The 15,505-nt window shown below is 50.0% G+C and carries 13 protein-coding genes; 9 read left to right on the top strand and 4 right to left on the bottom strand.

The features are described 5' to 3' along the window. The first annotated feature begins 23 nt into the window (after window positions 1-23). From D082_RS05285 to D082_RS18265, 4 genes are all read left to right on the top strand, one after another. Window positions 24-1,121 (top strand): TrkA family potassium uptake protein, encoded by a 1,098-nt coding sequence (locus tag D082_RS05285; protein ID WP_081857616.1) that lies wholly within the window; start codon window positions 24-26, stop codon window positions 1,119-1,121. A 21-nt stretch (window positions 1,122-1,142) separates the two neighbouring features. Next, a complete protein-coding gene (locus D082_RS05280) occupies window positions 1,143-1,865 on the top strand; it encodes an OB-fold-containig protein (protein WP_028946447.1) in 723 nt (240 codons plus the stop codon). A 121-nt stretch (window positions 1,866-1,986) separates the two neighbouring features. Next, the gene (obgE, locus tag D082_RS05275) at window positions 1,987-3,084 is read left to right on the top strand and encodes a GTPase ObgE (RefSeq protein WP_028946448.1); all 1,098 of its coding nucleotides are present in this window, start codon (window positions 1,987-1,989) and stop codon (window positions 3,082-3,084) included. Window positions 3,085-3,136: 52 nt separating this feature from the next. After that, entirely contained in the window at window positions 3,137-3,310 is a 174-nt protein-coding gene (locus D082_RS18265; protein ID WP_010871578.1) for a chlorophyll a/b-binding protein, read from the top strand. An 80-nt stretch (window positions 3,311-3,390) separates the two neighbouring features. Here the strand turns inward: D082_RS18265 and gloB are convergent, their stop codons facing one another. From gloB to D082_RS05255, 3 genes are all read right to left on the bottom strand, one after another. After that, on the bottom strand, window positions 3,391-4,164 hold the full coding sequence (gene gloB / locus D082_RS05265) for a hydroxyacylglutathione hydrolase (protein ID WP_028946449.1): 774 nt from the start codon (window positions 4,162-4,164) through the stop codon (window positions 3,391-3,393). A 59-nt stretch (window positions 4,165-4,223) separates the two neighbouring features. After that, window positions 4,224-5,531, bottom strand: coding sequence for a dihydroorotase (locus D082_RS05260; RefSeq protein ID WP_028946450.1), 1,308 nt, complete (start codon window positions 5,529-5,531; stop codon window positions 4,224-4,226). A gap of 146 nt (window positions 5,532-5,677) precedes the next feature. Beyond that, window positions 5,678-7,006 carry an ammonium transporter gene (locus tag D082_RS05255; protein WP_028946451.1) on the bottom strand — a complete coding sequence of 443 codons (1,329 nt, stop codon included), beginning with the start codon at window positions 7,004-7,006 and terminating at the stop codon, window positions 5,678-5,680. Between the two features lie 241 nt (window positions 7,007-7,247). Here D082_RS05255 and D082_RS05250 point away from each other — a divergent pair, with 241 nt between their 5' ends. Together D082_RS05250 and D082_RS05245 are read left to right on the top strand one after the other, a co-directional pair. Beyond that, window positions 7,248-8,441 carry a hybrid sensor histidine kinase/response regulator gene (locus D082_RS05250; RefSeq protein ID WP_081857689.1) on the top strand — a complete coding sequence of 398 codons (1,194 nt, stop codon included), beginning with the start codon at window positions 7,248-7,250 and terminating at the stop codon, window positions 8,439-8,441. A 72-nt stretch (window positions 8,442-8,513) separates the two neighbouring features. Continuing rightward, a complete protein-coding gene (locus D082_RS05245; RefSeq protein ID WP_028946452.1) occupies window positions 8,514-9,389 on the top strand; it encodes a universal stress protein in 876 nt (291 codons plus the stop codon). 116 nt (window positions 9,390-9,505) lie between these two features. Here D082_RS05245 and D082_RS05240 read toward each other — a convergent pair whose 3' ends face one another. Continuing rightward, window positions 9,506-13,717, bottom strand: a complete 4,212-nt coding sequence (locus tag D082_RS05240) for a choice-of-anchor I family protein (RefSeq protein ID WP_028946453.1) — start codon at window positions 13,715-13,717, stop codon at window positions 9,506-9,508. Here D082_RS05240 and D082_RS05235 point away from each other — a divergent pair. The 3 genes from D082_RS05235 to D082_RS05225 all read left to right on the top strand — a co-directional run bounded on the left by D082_RS05235 (window position 13,710) and on the right by D082_RS05225 (window position 15,449). Continuing rightward, window positions 13,710-14,063: a hypothetical protein gene (locus D082_RS05235; RefSeq protein WP_028946454.1), complete on the top strand. Its 354-nt coding sequence runs from the start codon at window positions 13,710-13,712 to the stop codon at window positions 14,061-14,063. The two genes, D082_RS05240 and D082_RS05235, sit on opposite strands and share 8 nt — an antisense overlap. Then, a complete protein-coding gene (gene cysC / locus D082_RS05230) occupies window positions 14,045-14,578 on the top strand; it encodes an adenylyl-sulfate kinase (protein WP_028946455.1) in 534 nt (177 codons plus the stop codon). The genes D082_RS05235 and cysC overlap by 19 nt, the downstream gene beginning before the upstream one ends. Window positions 14,579-14,765: 187 nt before the next feature. Then, window positions 14,766-15,449 carry a MotA/TolQ/ExbB proton channel family protein gene (locus D082_RS05225; RefSeq protein WP_028946456.1) on the top strand — a complete coding sequence of 228 codons (684 nt, stop codon included), beginning with the start codon at window positions 14,766-14,768 and terminating at the stop codon, window positions 15,447-15,449. The last annotated feature ends 56 nt before the right edge of the window (window positions 15,450-15,505 follow it).

Genomic DNA, 15,505 nt, shown 5'->3' with positions numbered 1-15,505 from the left:
CCTATTTTAAGTGAGGTTTTGGGGTGGGATTGGGATCACCAAGTCAGGAAAACCTGTCAAATGTCATTGATCGCCAGGGAAGGCGACTAAGGCAGGAGTTGACTGCTGGAATGGTGATCCTGGGAGGTTTATTTGGGGTCGGCACCGCCTGGTATAAATACGTGGAGGATTGGACTTGGCTGGATGCGGCCTATATGACCACCATTACCTTGGCCACCGTTGGTTTTGGCGAAACCCATCCCCTCAGTCCGGCATCCCGCCTGTTCACGATTTTGCTGATTTTGATGGGGCTGATCACGATCGGTTACATGGTAAACCGTTTCACCGAGGCCTTCATCCAAGGATATTTTCAAGAAAGCCTACGCCGACGACAGGAGCAACAGGTAATGGAAAGGTTGGAAAACCACTATATTTTGTGTGGTTACGGTCGTACAGGGCAACAGATCGCCCTTGAGTTCGACGCTGAAACAATTCCCTTTGTCATCATTGATTCTTCCCCAGAAATTATTGCCCAGGCTAAAATGCGGGACTATGCGGTCATCCAAGGAGATGCCACCCTAGACGAAACCTTACTCTCTGCCCACATTGAAAGGGCTGTCTGCATTGTTTCTGCCCTCTCCTCCGATGCCGAAAATTTGTACACAGTGCTTTCCGCCAAAACCCTCAATCCCCAAATTCGGGCGATCGCCAGGGCCAGTTCCGAAGAAGCAGTGCAAAAACTCAAACGGGCCGGGGCGGATGAAGTGGTTTCTCCCTACATTACTGGGGGTAAACGGTTAGCAGCAGCGGCATTACGACCCCAGGTGGTCAGTTTCGTCGACGGCATTCTCACCGGGGCCGACCGTTCCTTTTATATGGAAGAATTCCGCATCAAGATGGAGGACTGTCCCTACATTGGCCAAACGTTGCGGGAAGCTCAACTCCGTTCCCAATCAGGGGCTCTCATCCTGGCCATTCGCCGTGAAGATCGTAAATTAATTGTCGGTCCCATGGGGGATACCCATTTGCTGGATGCCGATTCCCTCATTTGTCTGGGCACTGTGGAGCAACTCCGCACCCTCAATCAAATCCTTTGTCCCCTCAATCCGGCCCCCATACGTCTACCCAAAAACCGTCGCTAGCATCCCAGGAATGCCGTCACCATGCTTTTCCATTTAGCCAATTTGCCCTACTGGTTACTGCTAACGGTGGGTTTGCTCTGTCTGGGATTAATGATTATTTCCGGTGACGGGGACGAGAATCTAGATGTGGAAATAGCTCTAGAAACCGGCTCCGATGTGGATATTACCCATTTGGATGTGGAGCTTGATCACGGAGGGGAAATGGAGGAAGGGGAGACAATGCCCATCGCTCTCCAAGCCCTCTCCTTTTTTGGCCTCGGTAAAGTTCCTCTGATGATCCTATTGGGCATAGATTTCAGCCTTTGGGGGGTAATGGGCTGGATGCTAAATGTGACCGTCGGCACCATGACTGGGGCTATGCCTAACCAGTTGCTAGGCTGGGCCGGATTAATTTTTCTGGTTTCCCTGGTCATTAGTTTGTGGTTAGGTCGCCTTGCCTCCCGGCCGATCGCCCATTTGTTTAAAAGCTTTAGTCAGGATGTGAGTGCGGAACGGGTTATTGGTTGCACCGGTACTGTCACGTCTAAAAAGTTGCCCTATCTAGCCAACGGCACCATCGGCCAAGCCCATGTTTATGACAATGCGGGCAATTTACTCACCGTCAGCGTTAGCCTGCCGGATTGGGCCACGGTAATTCCCCACCATAACCAAGAAATTTTGATCATTGACCAGTCCCCCAAGGGTTACGGCTATTTGGCGATCGCCAAGGACAGCTCCGACGAAGATAAATGGCTAAAGCCTTGATTGGAAGCAGATTGACAGAAAACAACGGCAACGCCCCAAGAGCTATATTATTCTCAGTGGGACTGTTGGTGCCATTGAAGCCCATTGTCAGCAGGAATTACCGGGGATTAGTTTTCAGAGAATGCAATTTATTGACCAGGCGGAGATTGAAGTATTGGGGGGGAAAGGTGGTGACGGCATCGTGTCCTTTCGGCGGGAAAAATATGTGCCGGCGGGGGGCCCATCCGGGGGCAATGGAGGCTGGGGCGGCTCGGTAATTTTTGAAGCGGATTCTAATCTACAAACCCTGTTGGATTTTCGCTATGCCAGAATTTTTAAGGCCGAAGATGGCAAAAAAGGCGGCTCTAACAATTGCACTGGAGCCAACGGCAAAGATGTGGTGGTGCAGGTTCCCTGTGGCACCATGGTTTACGACCTCGATCAAGAATGCCTATTGGGGGATTTAGTCAGTCCGGGACAAAGACTTTGTGTGGCGGCGGGGGGCAAAGGAGGCCTGGGCAATCAACATTTCCTCAGCAATCGCAATCGGGCTCCGGAATACGCCCTACCAGGACTGGAGGGGGAACAACGGCGGTTAAGGTTAGAGCTAAAACTGTTGGCGGAAGTGGGCATCATTGGTCTACCCAATGCCGGTAAATCTACTCTAATTGCGGCTTTGTCGGCGGCTCGGCCTAAAATTGCTGATTATCCGTTCACTACTTTGGTGCCCAATTTGGGAGTAGTACGCAAGCCTACTGGAGATGGCACCGTCTTTGCTGATATTCCCGGGTTAATTGAAGGAGCGGCGGCGGGCATCGGTTTGGGCCATGAATTTTTGCGCCACATTGAACGCACCCGTTTACTGCTCCATGTGTTGGATGTGACGGCCGGGGACCCGATCGCCAATTTTCGGATCATCCAGCAGGAGTTGGGAGCCTATGGCCGGGGACTAATGGAAAAGCCCCAGATCATTGCCCTGAACAAGGTTGATGCGCTGGATGAGGAAATGATTGGGGAGATTGAAGCGGAATTAAAACGATTTAGTGGCGCCCCCTGTTTACATATTTCAGCGGCAACCCGGAGGGGCTTGGATAATTTGATGCAATTGGTATGGCAATGGCTGGATGAAATGGCCGAAGTAGACGCAGAAGCCCAAAGATTGCTGGAGTTGGAATTACAAGCCCAAGCGGCAATGAATAACCCTTTCACCAGCGGCGTACCCATTGACGGAGGAACTTAGTCAGGCTAAAAGGTAAAGAAATGTAAACTGAGCTAATTATCTTAAAAACGCCATGAGTGAAGAACTACAACCGAACCAAACCCCCGTGCAAGAAGATCCTAAATTTGGCTTCAACAACTACGCGGAAAAGCTTAATGGCCGGGCCGCCATGGTGGGCTTTTTGCTTATTTTGGTCATCGAATATTTCACCAACCAAGGGGTATTAGCCTGGCTGGGACTCCGGTAATGGGTTGGGGGAATGTCGGAATATCTACGGTAAATCTAGTCAATACCCAGGACTGAATCAGTTCATTTCCCGGCCAAAAGCTAGAAGTTATCCTTCATTCCCCGGAGCTTGCCAAACACCCGGGCCTGCTCTTTGTTGCCCATTTTGGACTGAATAGTGGGGTCATCCCACCGGAGAAAGGGGTTAGTCAATTTTTCTTCCCCTAGCCAGGAGGGAACGGTGGCGTCCCCCTGCTCTCTGGCTTTCCTTACCGTCTGGAAACGTGCCTGTAAAGCTTGATTATCCGGGTCAACGGCGAGGGCAAATTTGAGATTACCTAGGGTGTATTCGTGGGCGCACCACATGAGGGTCTGGTCGGGCAATTGTCGTAATTTGGCGATGGATTGCACCATTTGGGCGGGAGTGCCTTCAAATAAGCGGCCACAGCCCCCCGCAAAAATTGTGTCACCGCAGAATAAGTCCCCCGTGGTTTCCCCCTCTGCCGGAGCAAAATAATAGGCAATGTGACCCCTGGTGTGGCCGGGGACAAAATAGATCGTTGCTTCTCTGCCGGCAAAGCTCAGGCGATCGCCGTCTTGGAGGAATACCATTTGGCCGGGGATACGACCTTTATCTTCCGCTCCCCCATAGATTGTTAATCGGGGATATTGGGCTAATAATTCCCGATTGGCCCCCACATGATCCCCGTGGTGATGGGTGTTATAAATGGCAACTAAATCAGCTCCTAATTTTTGTAAACAGTCTAAAACTGGTGCCGATTCTGCCGGATCTACCACCGCGGCCTGATTAGTTTGGCGATCGTGGAGGAGAAAAATATAGTTATCGGCCAGGGCTGGTAAGCGGTGAATATCCATAATCTGGATTCTGATTAATCTCAGTGTTTGCCCGAAAATATTTTAAAAAGCTGACTAAATCAACCTTCCCACGCCACCACTCGACCTTTTAAGCTGTGGCCCCACCAAGGACTGTTATAGGCAGAAGTTTGCAAAGTCCCCCGCTCAACGGTCCAAGGCAGATCGGGATCAAACAAAATACGGGAATTAGTAACTGCCGGTAAACCTAAGCATCGTCGGGGATTGACACTTAAAGCCCGCCACAATTGTATCGGGGTTAATAGTTGGGTTGCCACTAACTGTTGCCAGAGACAGGGCAAAATCAACTCGTAGCCGATCGCCCCGGGGGGAGTTTCCGCAAAGGTTTGGGTTTTTTCTTCGTAGGTGAAAGCTTGGTGATCCACCGCAATGGCATCAATTACCCCGTTTTTTACCCCCTCTATTAATGCTAAACGATCGCCTTCATTACCCAGGGGAGGATCAAAGCGTAAATTGGGGTCATAGTGGGGAGTGTGGGGCGGTAAACCCTTGGCGATCGCCCCATTGCTGAGCAGGAGATGGTGCCAGTTGACGCTGGCGGTGCAGTTTAAGCCCTGACTTTTGGCTTGGGCAATCAGTTCTACACCCCGGGCGGTGGAAATTCGCATCAAATGCACAGGGATTGAGTAGTGGGGTAACAATTCCAACACACTGGCGATCGCCGCCGTTTCCGACATCACCGGGTCTGGGGACAATCCCAACTGAATCGCTAAAGGCCCCTCCCGCATTACTCCATTACCCCGCAGGGAACTGTTGAGGGGAACCAGAGCTAACGGTTTGCCGGCCATGGCACCATACTCCAATGCCCTCTGTAAAAGCCGCCAATCTTGAATGGCACCCCCATCGCTAAAACCAATTACCCCTGCTTGGTCTAACTCTCCCCATTCCGTTAATTGTTTACCCTGGTTACTTTGGGTGACACTGCCCCACCAATGACATTGGAATTGCCCTGAATTTTCGAGAGACTGGGGCTGATGATGGAAATCCCCATGGCCGATCTGGTTTAACCTTTGTTCCAACCACTGCAATGTTTGGGGTCGATCCAACGGGGGATCGGTGTTGGGCAAAATAGCAATATCCCCAAACCCGCCGGCGATCGCCGTTTTGATCAATTGGCCCAGGGTTTCCCGGTCTTCGTGGCCAGGCTCTCCGCTATAGCTGTACAGATCAGCCAAACTGGGGGCTAACAGCAAATTTTCTCCGGGGAGCACCACCGCCTCTGGGGGTATGGAGTAGGCATCGTCCTCAACGGCCACAACGGAATTTCCCCGTACTATTACTGTTACCCTTGTTTCTCTCCCTTGAAGGGGATCTAGGTAACGAACCCGGGGCCGACACTGCGTTTCCATTTAATTTCTCAACCTCTGGGGAACGACGCCACAAAAATCCCCCTAAAATCCTAGCAAAGTTGGGCAACCTTTCCGGATTCTGGGGGGTTAACCATGGTTGGGTGTGGGCTGGTTTGAGGGTTATATGAATTGATCAGGGCCCAAGCCTAGTCCTCAAAGGCAATTTCCACCCCTTTTTCGGTTTGGCCATGTTCGACAATGTCCAGACCCACCTTCTCCTGGGATGGTTTCACCCGCAACATGCCCCAAAGATCCAATACATAAAACAGGAAAAACATGGTGATGAAAGCCCAAAATGGCACCACCACAGAACCAACAATCTGGGCACTGAGTTTATGTTCAATGTTGTTGCTGAAAATACCCACCGCAATGCCGCCCCAAATGCCGCATAAACCGTGGACGGGCCAGGCCCCAACCCCATCGTCAATACGCAGACGATCCAATAACTTCGTCCCTAACACCGATAAAATTCCGGCCACCACCCCAATGGCGATCGCCGACCAATTATTCACCGTGTCGCAACTGGCGGTAATGCCCACCAGACCCCCCAAAATACCATTCAGGGTTACTAGTAGATTCGGCTTGCGCTTACTTTCGGTAATCCAGTCAAAGGCTAGGGCTGCCAATCCCCCCGCCGCCGCGGAAAGGGTTGTGTTCACCGCAATTAACATGGTGGTGTTGGTATTCACAGCTCCGACGAAGGCCAATTGGCTACCAGGGTTAAAGCCATACCAGCCCACCCAGAGAATAAATACCCCCAGAGAACTAAACGTAATCCCTTGGTAACCTAAACTGTTAACTTTTTTACCTTCAAAACGACCAATGCGGGGCCCCATTACCACCACCGCAGCCAAAGAGGCAAATCCCCCCACTGCGTGCACGAGAATGGAGCCAGCAAAATCGTGGAAACCCAATTGGTCAAGCCAACCACCGCCCCATTTCCAATGGCCACTGATGGGATAAACCAACCCCGTAATCACAGCGGAATAAATTAAGTAAGCTTTGAAATACATCCTCCCCATTACTGCCCCGGACACAATGGTGGCCGCTGTGGCGGCAAACGCTGCTTGGAAAAGCCAATCCGCCTGGGGACTGAGCCCTTCAATGTTGTTGGGAGCGTTAGTAATGCCAAATCCGCTCCAACCAAAAAAGCCTCCCAAGACCGGGGTTTCGCCATACATCAGGCTGTAGCCAAAGAGGAAATAAAGCAAAACCCCCACGCACACATCAAAGGTGTTTTTGAACAGCACGTTAACCGTGTTTTTATGGGAAGAGAGCCCCGCTTCCAACATGGCAAAGCCAGCCTGCATGAACAGCACCAGCACCGTCGCCGCTAGTAAAAATAAGTTATTGATTGCATAGGTAAGTTCTGTAACGGAAATAGTTTCAGTTTGGGCCTGGGCTACACCGACAAACAAAAATGCTAGTATGGCGCCCAGGGCGTAGCGGGCAAGGGGAAAAATTTTCGGTTTCATCGCCTGTACTAAATCAACTCCCTGGAAAAAGTGAGATTTTTCTCAAGATTGCATCTTGGAAGGCAATTAATTGTTCACTAGCAACTTTTATTACCCTTTGTCCGAAATTTATCCAGTGGGAAAAGCAGTACACCAAGCATATTTTGACGAGAATTTGGTGTGACCAGCGGGGGTAAACGTTAAACTGGTGGGTGTGGGAATCTATATTCCTCCTCAAGGCTTGCACTGGCAGGAACAATACATGGCCCCAGCTTCCCTTTTAGTAGTAGACGACGATCCAGATAATTTTGATGTTATTGATGCCCTCCTGACCGACCGGGATTATGAACTCAACTATGCTGACAGCGGCCAGCAAGCCATCGACAGTCTAGATACTTTCCAGCCGGACCTGTTGTTACTCGATGTAATGATGCCGGGGCTGAATGGGATTGAAGTGTGCCGGGTAATCCGAGCTTTACCCCGGTGGCGTACCCTGCCAATTATTATGGTGACTGCCCTAGACAGTAAGCTGAGCCTGGCCAATTGTTTGCAGGCTGGAGCTGATGATTTTATTTCCAAACCCTTAAATCGCCTGGAGTTACAAGCCCGCATCCAGGCTATGCTCCGCTTGAAGTACCAATACGATGCCCTCAATGGTTTGCTCCAACAGCGGGAGTCAATGGTACACATGATTGTTCACGATCTACGCAATCCCCTTACCAACTTGACTTTGGGCATACAAATTTTGCAGAGGGCCAATTGTGATTCCCCGAGCTCCGGGCAAAAGCTTGATCGCCTCCTCCATGCTACCCAGCAAATTCAGCATTTGGTGGATGATATGTTAGTCGTGTCCAAACAGGAACATGGCAAAATCCGTCTGGATTATCAAGAAGTGGAACTGGTGGCGTTGGTCCAGGCGGTGGTGGAAGATTACGAGGCGATCGCCAGCCAAAAAAAATTGGCTCTTACTAAGGATTACAGAGAGCAACCCATATCGGCTACGATAGACCCCCCCATTTTCCAGCGCATACTCAGTAATTTGCTCAGTAATGCCATCAAGTTTTCCCCCACGGGGGCAACGGTGCAGGTAGGGATCAAAACCGATGGAAAGGGTCAAATTATTGTTTGTGTTGCCGATCACGGCCCTGGCATTGAGGATGACCTTAAACTGAAAATTTTCGAGCCCTACGAAGTAGGTACAATCATGCCCAATGTTGCCCAAATTGGTTTGGGTCTGGCATTCTGTAAAATGATGAGCGAAGCCCATGGTGGTGCCGTCACCGTTGAAGACAATCAGCCCAAGGGCGCTGTTCTTTGCCTGACTTTGCCTCAGTATCCCCCCATTTCCACCGGCTGGGTTCCCTATGACCAGTGGGGCAGAATGCCGGCGGATGCAAGGCAAGAACCATACCTCAATATGGCCAAGGTTGATAGGGACCAAGGCGCATTGGGTTGAGAGTAAATTCACAGTTCAACCAAAAACACTCGACAAACAGTACAATTATGTCATCAGAGGGCGGATTTTTATATGTTTAAGCATTGCCTCATTTGTACGGATTTTTCCGACGGACTGCAACGACTGGCGAGTTTTGTGGAAGAACTTTCCCTCTCCGGCATCACTAAACTAATTTTTCTCCACACCGTCTCTGTCTGGGAAGATGAACATTTGGCCAATGTGGACGAAACCAAACTGAGGGAAGCCAAAGCCTATCTAGAGTCCCTCGTGGGTCAGGTGCCTCCAGGGGTGGAGGTCAAAGTAGAAGTGTCCTCAGTGCGGTATTTGGATTTAGTTAATCAGTTGGTGGAACAAGAAGCCATTGATCTGATCATTAACGGAATGCCGGTGCGGAGCAATTTGGAATCAAAGCTTTTCGGTAGCCATACCCTTTCCTTAGCTAAGTCCACTAAAGTCCCAGTGATGATTTTACGCCCACAATTAATTAGTACTTACACTGTGGAGGAGATGGCATTACGTTGCCAGCATCTTTGGCGTAATTTGCTAGTGCCCTACGATGCCAGTTCTGCGGGTAATTATTTGATAGAAAGATTAAAAGGTGCGTTGGCAAAGGCTCCCCAAGGTCAGGTTGAGTCCTGTTACTTTCTCTCTGTTTTGGAAGATGGTGTCCGTCACCCGGAGTTGATGGCAATCCGTCTTCAGGAAGCGGAAGCAAAATTAGTTGAACTCAAACAGCAGTTTAGTCCTCTGGTGCCGAACATTACCACCGAAGTGCGCCATGGTAGCCCTGTCCAAGAAATTCTCGACACCGCCTTTGTCAATGACATTACGGCGATCGCCGTGGCTAGCCGCCGCACCACTCTTCTAGATTGGACTGTGCCGAGTTTAACGGACAATATTTTGAACCGCAGTTGGTTTCCCCTCCTGTTCTTCTCCCCCAAAGGCTAGACAGGTTTTTTCCAATCTTTGAAAGCCCAGATTAGAGCACAACAAAAAATCCCCCAGCTCGGTTAATTAAACTCCGGTGGGGGGTTAGTTTGTTCCGGCAATAATGGCAGGGTTAGTTAGGCAACCATTGTTCCACCGATGTTGACGCCGAAAATACCAGCTTGGGCGATCGCCTCGGGAGAACCAGCATCAAATACATTGGAGGAAATCCAGTTCCAGTTAGAGCTAGTGTTCCAAACACCGATTTGGTTGGTGTCAAGATTTTGCCACAGAACCTGGTTAATCCCTTGTACGGTTTCCGCCGCCAGAGCTTGCCAATTGCCCAAGTTGTTGTCAAAGGCTTCCCCTAGGTATTTGATGGGGGTTGTTAAGTCATCGCCGGTTTCGACGTAGTAATTGCCGAAGATTCCTTCTAGCAAACTAACATTGCCCTGGGTTTCCACATTCATCAGGCGATCGCCAAGGAGGTCATCGTTGTTGATGTCAATCTGGAAGGTGACCTCTGCTTGCAGGGTATTGAAGGAATTGGTGGGCCAAGTTTCCGAGGAAATCCAGTTCCAGTTGGAGTCAGCATTCCAAACGCCAATTTGACCAAGATCGGAATTTTGCCAAAGGACCTGATTGATTCCGTTTACCGTTTCTGCCTCCAAAATCTGCCAATTGCCAAAAGTGTTACTGGCAAAGGGTTGATTGTTAAATTTAAGCTGTACTTCATCACCATTGGGAAATAGAACAAAGAAGAAGCCGTTTTCGGCCACTACGCCAATTTCATTGGCGATCGGGTCAATGGGATCAATCACGCTATCAATGCGGAAAGCCAGATTTTGAATGCGGGTATCAAATTCCGGGGAAGTATCTGCCTGATTAAATGCGGTTTCTGGGCTGTTGAAGTTAGCAGCTAAATATTCCGCCAGGACATCTTGTTCGGAACCATCGGGGGCAAAGGTGGCTAGGCCGGTGCGGGGAGCATCGGTAGATTCGTTCAAATCCACCCTGTTAGTTGATGCTCCCATGGGGAAGGGGTAACCATCACCACCATCGGCCAAAAAGCCCAGGGTGACCATGCGGAAGGTGCGGCTAGGATCTCCAACCAATTCGCCATTTCGCACCACAACATCCAAGTCTTTGCCTGTTTCATCTTCGATCGCCAGGGAAAGAACCTGATCGCCAGGGGCACGGTTAAGGTCAAAACTGAAGGCAAAGCCACTGACTTGGGGAAAACGACCCTGTTGATTAGTGCCATCACTAGCGGCCACCCCGTGTTCCACTAGGGCCAGTAATTCAGCAGCGGTGACAGTGATTAAACTCAGGCCATTGTTAAAACTGAGGGCATTGGCAATATCAGTTTCAGAAATTCCCCCTTCGGGCTTAATAATATTGCCCTCTGCATCGGTGACGGCTTCGTTGGGAAGTCGTTCTGGTTCTCCAGTTCCTCCAGGAGGAGTTAAAACTTGGCCGATGTCATCCCGAATACCGCCCCCATTTTTTAGGGAAATAACTACAGAGGAATCGATGGTTTTAGCGATCGCCAAGTTGGCATCGGCGGTAAGGTTCCCCAGATTAGTTTCTTGCTGACGAATGGCTGGGCGGGAACCTTCGAGGTACACATTACTGATACCAAATACATTACTTTCTTTGGCCACAATGACTTCCCGTAGTTGGTTCACAATGGCTTGGATTTCCGGGTCAATCAGTCCAGCGGCATTGAGATCCGCCACCCCCTGCTCATCGGTGGCATAGACTCCACTGATGTTGGGATCATAGCTTTCAGGAACGATTACCCCTTCCCCGTCAAAATCGATCACCAGACGACCGACATATTTATAGTTACCATCGGTATTGACCACGGCTACGGGTTTACCATCCGCCCCAGTTTTGATAATGGGGTAGATACCCTGGGCTGTGTCCCCAGCCCGGAGGCGATCGTCTTCATCCACTAAACGGGTATTGGAACCACCGGCCACAATAATATCAACGTGGCTGAGGCGGGAAGCCAATTCCTGTTCAATGCTGATCTGTTGCATATGAGACAGAAGTATTACTTTGTTGAGCCCGGGGTTGGCCAACAGCAACGCATCCACATCTGCTTGAATGATCGCGGCCAATGCGTCCAACTCTTCGGCACTGGGAGTTCCGCCAAAGGGACTGGGGAAAACACCCACATTACCGGGGCTAGAAATTGTCCTTAGGGTGGGTGTAGTGGCCCCGACAATGCCAATTTTTTCTCCATTGACGGTGATGATGGTGCTGGCAGCGATTTTGCCGGGAATGGTGCTGGCTTCCTGGCCATCCGCTGTGATCAAAGGGCTTAAATTGCCATCAGTAGTGAAGTCTAGATTGCTACTTAGGTAGGGAAAGTTTGCCCCAGGGAAATTATCCGCCGGATCGCCCCCAATCAAATCCGCGATCAACCCTGTGCCCAAGTCAAATTCATGGTTGCCAAAGGCGATCGCCTGGAATCCTAATTGATTTTGGATAAGAATATCCGCCCGGCCTAAACCACCGAAAACGTCTGCCGATGCACCGAAAAATAATCCAGGGATGTAGGCATCACCGGAAGACAAAATTAGATTATTAGCAAAACCGGGCACACCATCACTGTCAATATCCTGTTGCAGTAGGGCATTGAGCACAGCGGAAAACCGGGGCGCATCATCCAAAGCCGGCACTCCCCCCTCCTGGTCAGAAGCATGGAACAATTGCAGGGTGAAAGGTTGGGGAGTGGGTACATTAACCTCAAAAATGGCAGTGGTTTGACTCACCTCATTGCTCACCACCAGCAATGGCTTACCGTTGGGACTGTCGGCGGCATCGATGAAGATTAATCCCTCCGGGCCGGAATCGGTCAAATTAGACTCTGGATCGACGGTAAAATCCCGGGGGTTAATGTACTGCACAAACTCAGGGGCTTCAGGGTTGGTTACGTCATAAACCATTACGCCACCAATGCGCTCTAGCCCCACAAAGGCGTAGGTGCGGCCATCGATGGTGCCTACTGTCACCCCTTCCGGTTCAGGCCCTTTATTATCACTACGGTTGTCGAAACTGTTATTGTCGTTGCTAGCACTGAAAAACTCCGGCACTGCTTCGGCAATGATCCGCTCGAAATCTTCGCCACTGTCATAAACTAAACTGCCATTTTGATTCCAAATGGAAAAAGAACGGGAACCATAGACATAAAGTTCGTCAAAATCCCCATCCCCATCAATGTCCCCAAATTTTGTCGTTACCGTCAAACGGCCAAGGTTAGCATCTGCTTGTAACTCTGCCGCATTGGGAAAAGCGATGGGATCCAGAACTAAATCTTTAATCCGAGCTTCTTCAACAAAAATATCCCCTTCACCATCAAAGGGAGAGGGTAAGATATCATCACCGGAAGGACGATTGCGAGCATCCCCTTCGTTGGCAGTTATATAGTAAGTTTGGTCGCCAACGGTAAAAGAAGCAATGCTATCGGGCATATACATCCCGAAAATAGGCCAATTTTGAATATTAATTCCGCCGTCACGGTCACTGGCGTCCAATCCATTGCCTGGCAAGCTGTGGTCCTTAAAACCAAGGGGTAGAATTACCTCCACCGTAGCGGTAGCTATATCAATCACTGCAACGGCATTATTTTCCTGTAAAGTCACCCAAGCTTTGGTGCCATCACCGCTAAAAGCAATATATTCCGGCTCCACGTCTTCAGCTACGGTACTATTCCGCACAAAGTTGCCGTTATTATCAAAAATTTGCCCGAAAAGTCTTACTCCAGAGGATTGCAACTCAGTTTTCTGACCATTAAAACTGTCAAAAGTCGCTGTCTGGGAGCTGAGATTAGCAAATCCGCCGTTAATATCAATAATGCTGACCGAACCAACGGGATCCACTGTATAGCTTTCGTTTGGTTCCCCTTCGTTGGCGGTTAAAACCTTCGTCCCGTCAGGGCTAAAGGTGATCATATCGGGCAAAAAGCCCACCAGAACTTTGCCCAGGAACTCGCCGGTGGCCGCATCGAAGAACTGCACTTGACCGGCTTCTTGGTTATTCAAGTCATCTCGAATTGCTAAAGATACGGCCACAATCCCTGCGCTGGGGGTGCCAGTCTTACCCACGGCCACACTATTGGGCACGGGGCTAAAACCGGAGGGAATGTCATTGAAATTGATCCCTAAATCCCCGATCTTAATTGGGCTAGTGGGGTCACCTAGATCTAGAATCTCGATTAATTCACCGGCGACCACAAATAGGCGCTTAGTACCGGGGTCAAAGGCGGGAATTTCTGCCCCATTGCTACTGGCAAAGCCGCCAATTTTGCTAATCAAACTAACGCCGCTGTTAATGGTCATAATTGCTTCAAAAATTTGTCAATCAGGAAAAAGTGGGGCAAAATCTTCAACCGGTGCTGGCGATCGCCGGGAGATATTAAAATCTGCCATCGGCAAAGTACACGTTCTAGTCCCTGCTACAGTTTTTCACAGGCAAATTAAGAAAAACTTATGGTTAGGCTATGGAAAGGTTAAGCAAAGTCACCTACCCGGGGCAAAAATTGGAGAAAATCCGCCATTGTCAACGGGTAACGAAAAAGCTAAGCTCAAGGGCGGCGCATTACTCTGCAAATCCTGCGGGAATTCCTCGGCAGTATCGACAATTTTTGAAAAATTCCTAGACTATCTATGCAACAACGTGGTGTAACAATCTGGTTAACGGGACTGAGTGGAGCGGGGAAAACCACCATTACTCATGCGTTAGAAAAAAAATTACGGGATAGCGGCCACCGTCTGGAAGTTTTGGATGGTGATGTGGTACGCACTAACCTGACCAAAGGACTGGGTTTTAGCAAGGAAGACCGGGATACCAACATTCGGCGCATTGGTTTTGTATCCCATTTGCTTACCCGCAATGGCGTGATTGTTTTAGTTTCTGCCATTTCCCCCTACCGAGCCATCCGGGAAGAAGTTAAACAGACCATTGAGGATTTCCTGGAAGTATTTGTTAATGCGCCCCTGGCCGTTTGTGAAGAGCGGGATGTCAAAGGTCTATACGCCAAAGCCCGCAGTGGAGAAATTAAAGGTTTCACTGGCATTGATGACCCCTACGAACCCCCCACCAGCCCCGATGTGGAGTGCCGCACAGATCTAGAGGAACTAGATGAGAGCGTAGGCAAAATTTGGCAAAAGCTAGTGGATCTCAACTATATCGAGGGCTAAGGCAAACTTGGCACCGGTCAATCTCTCTAGGTGGGGGAATCCTTGCGTTAGGATTGTCTGTGTTTAAGCTCGATCGCCAAAGGATTGGGCTTAGTTGATCGAATCAGTTTTGTCTAAAGTTTGGATCAATTAGATCCTTCAGGTCCTTTCCCAGTGGCACATATTGCAATGGAGGCAATGAATAGCAGTGAATCCCATTGAGTTAATGCAAAAGGGTGGCGTGGCCATGTGGCCCCTGCTTCTCTTATCGATTTTGTCCGTCAGTACCATCATCGAGAGGTTGTGGTTTTGGGGCCAAGTCATTCTCAAAAGCTCCCAAACTGCTTCCCGAATTTTAGACACGGCGGCCCGGGATTGGGATACGGCCATTCGGGTAGCCCAGGATAATCGTCGTTTTCCCATTGCTAAATATCTGTTGGCCCCCTTGCGGTTGCCCCACCCCGACCCGGAGGTTTTTCATCTGGCGTTGGAGTCGGCGGCGGACGATCAGTTGGCCCTCATGCGGCGGGGAGACAAAATCCTGGAAGCAATTATTGCCCTCTCCCCCCTGTTGGGACTGTTGGGCACAGTGTTGGGTTTGATCCAATCCCTTAGTTCGATTCAAATTAGCGATTTAGGCACCGCTTCCACCGCTGGAGTGACCCTTGGTATTGGGGAAGCGCTGATTTCCACAGCGGCCGGTTTGATTGTGGCCATTGTTAGTTTGGCCTTTTACCGTCTTTTCCAGGGGCTATGGTTCAACCAAATGCGGGTCTTCCGTAAAGCAGGCAGTGAGCTGGAAGTGCTCTATCGCCAACGCTGGTTTGAACAGGAAATGGCCTACGATGACGGTTTATCCCCCAGCCCCGAAGCGGAAAGCTTGCCCCAGTAGTTTTGCTGGAATTAACTTTTCCAGGCTTGCTAGGATTGGGGAGGTTGATCGACTCC

The organism is Synechocystis sp. PCC 6714 (genome assembly GCF_000478825.2).
GTDB lineage: Bacteria > Cyanobacteriota > Cyanobacteriia > Cyanobacteriales > Microcystaceae > Synechocystis.
The sequence above is the reverse complement of the archived record's forward strand: the minus strand, read 5'-3'. Positions and strand labels throughout refer to the sequence as shown.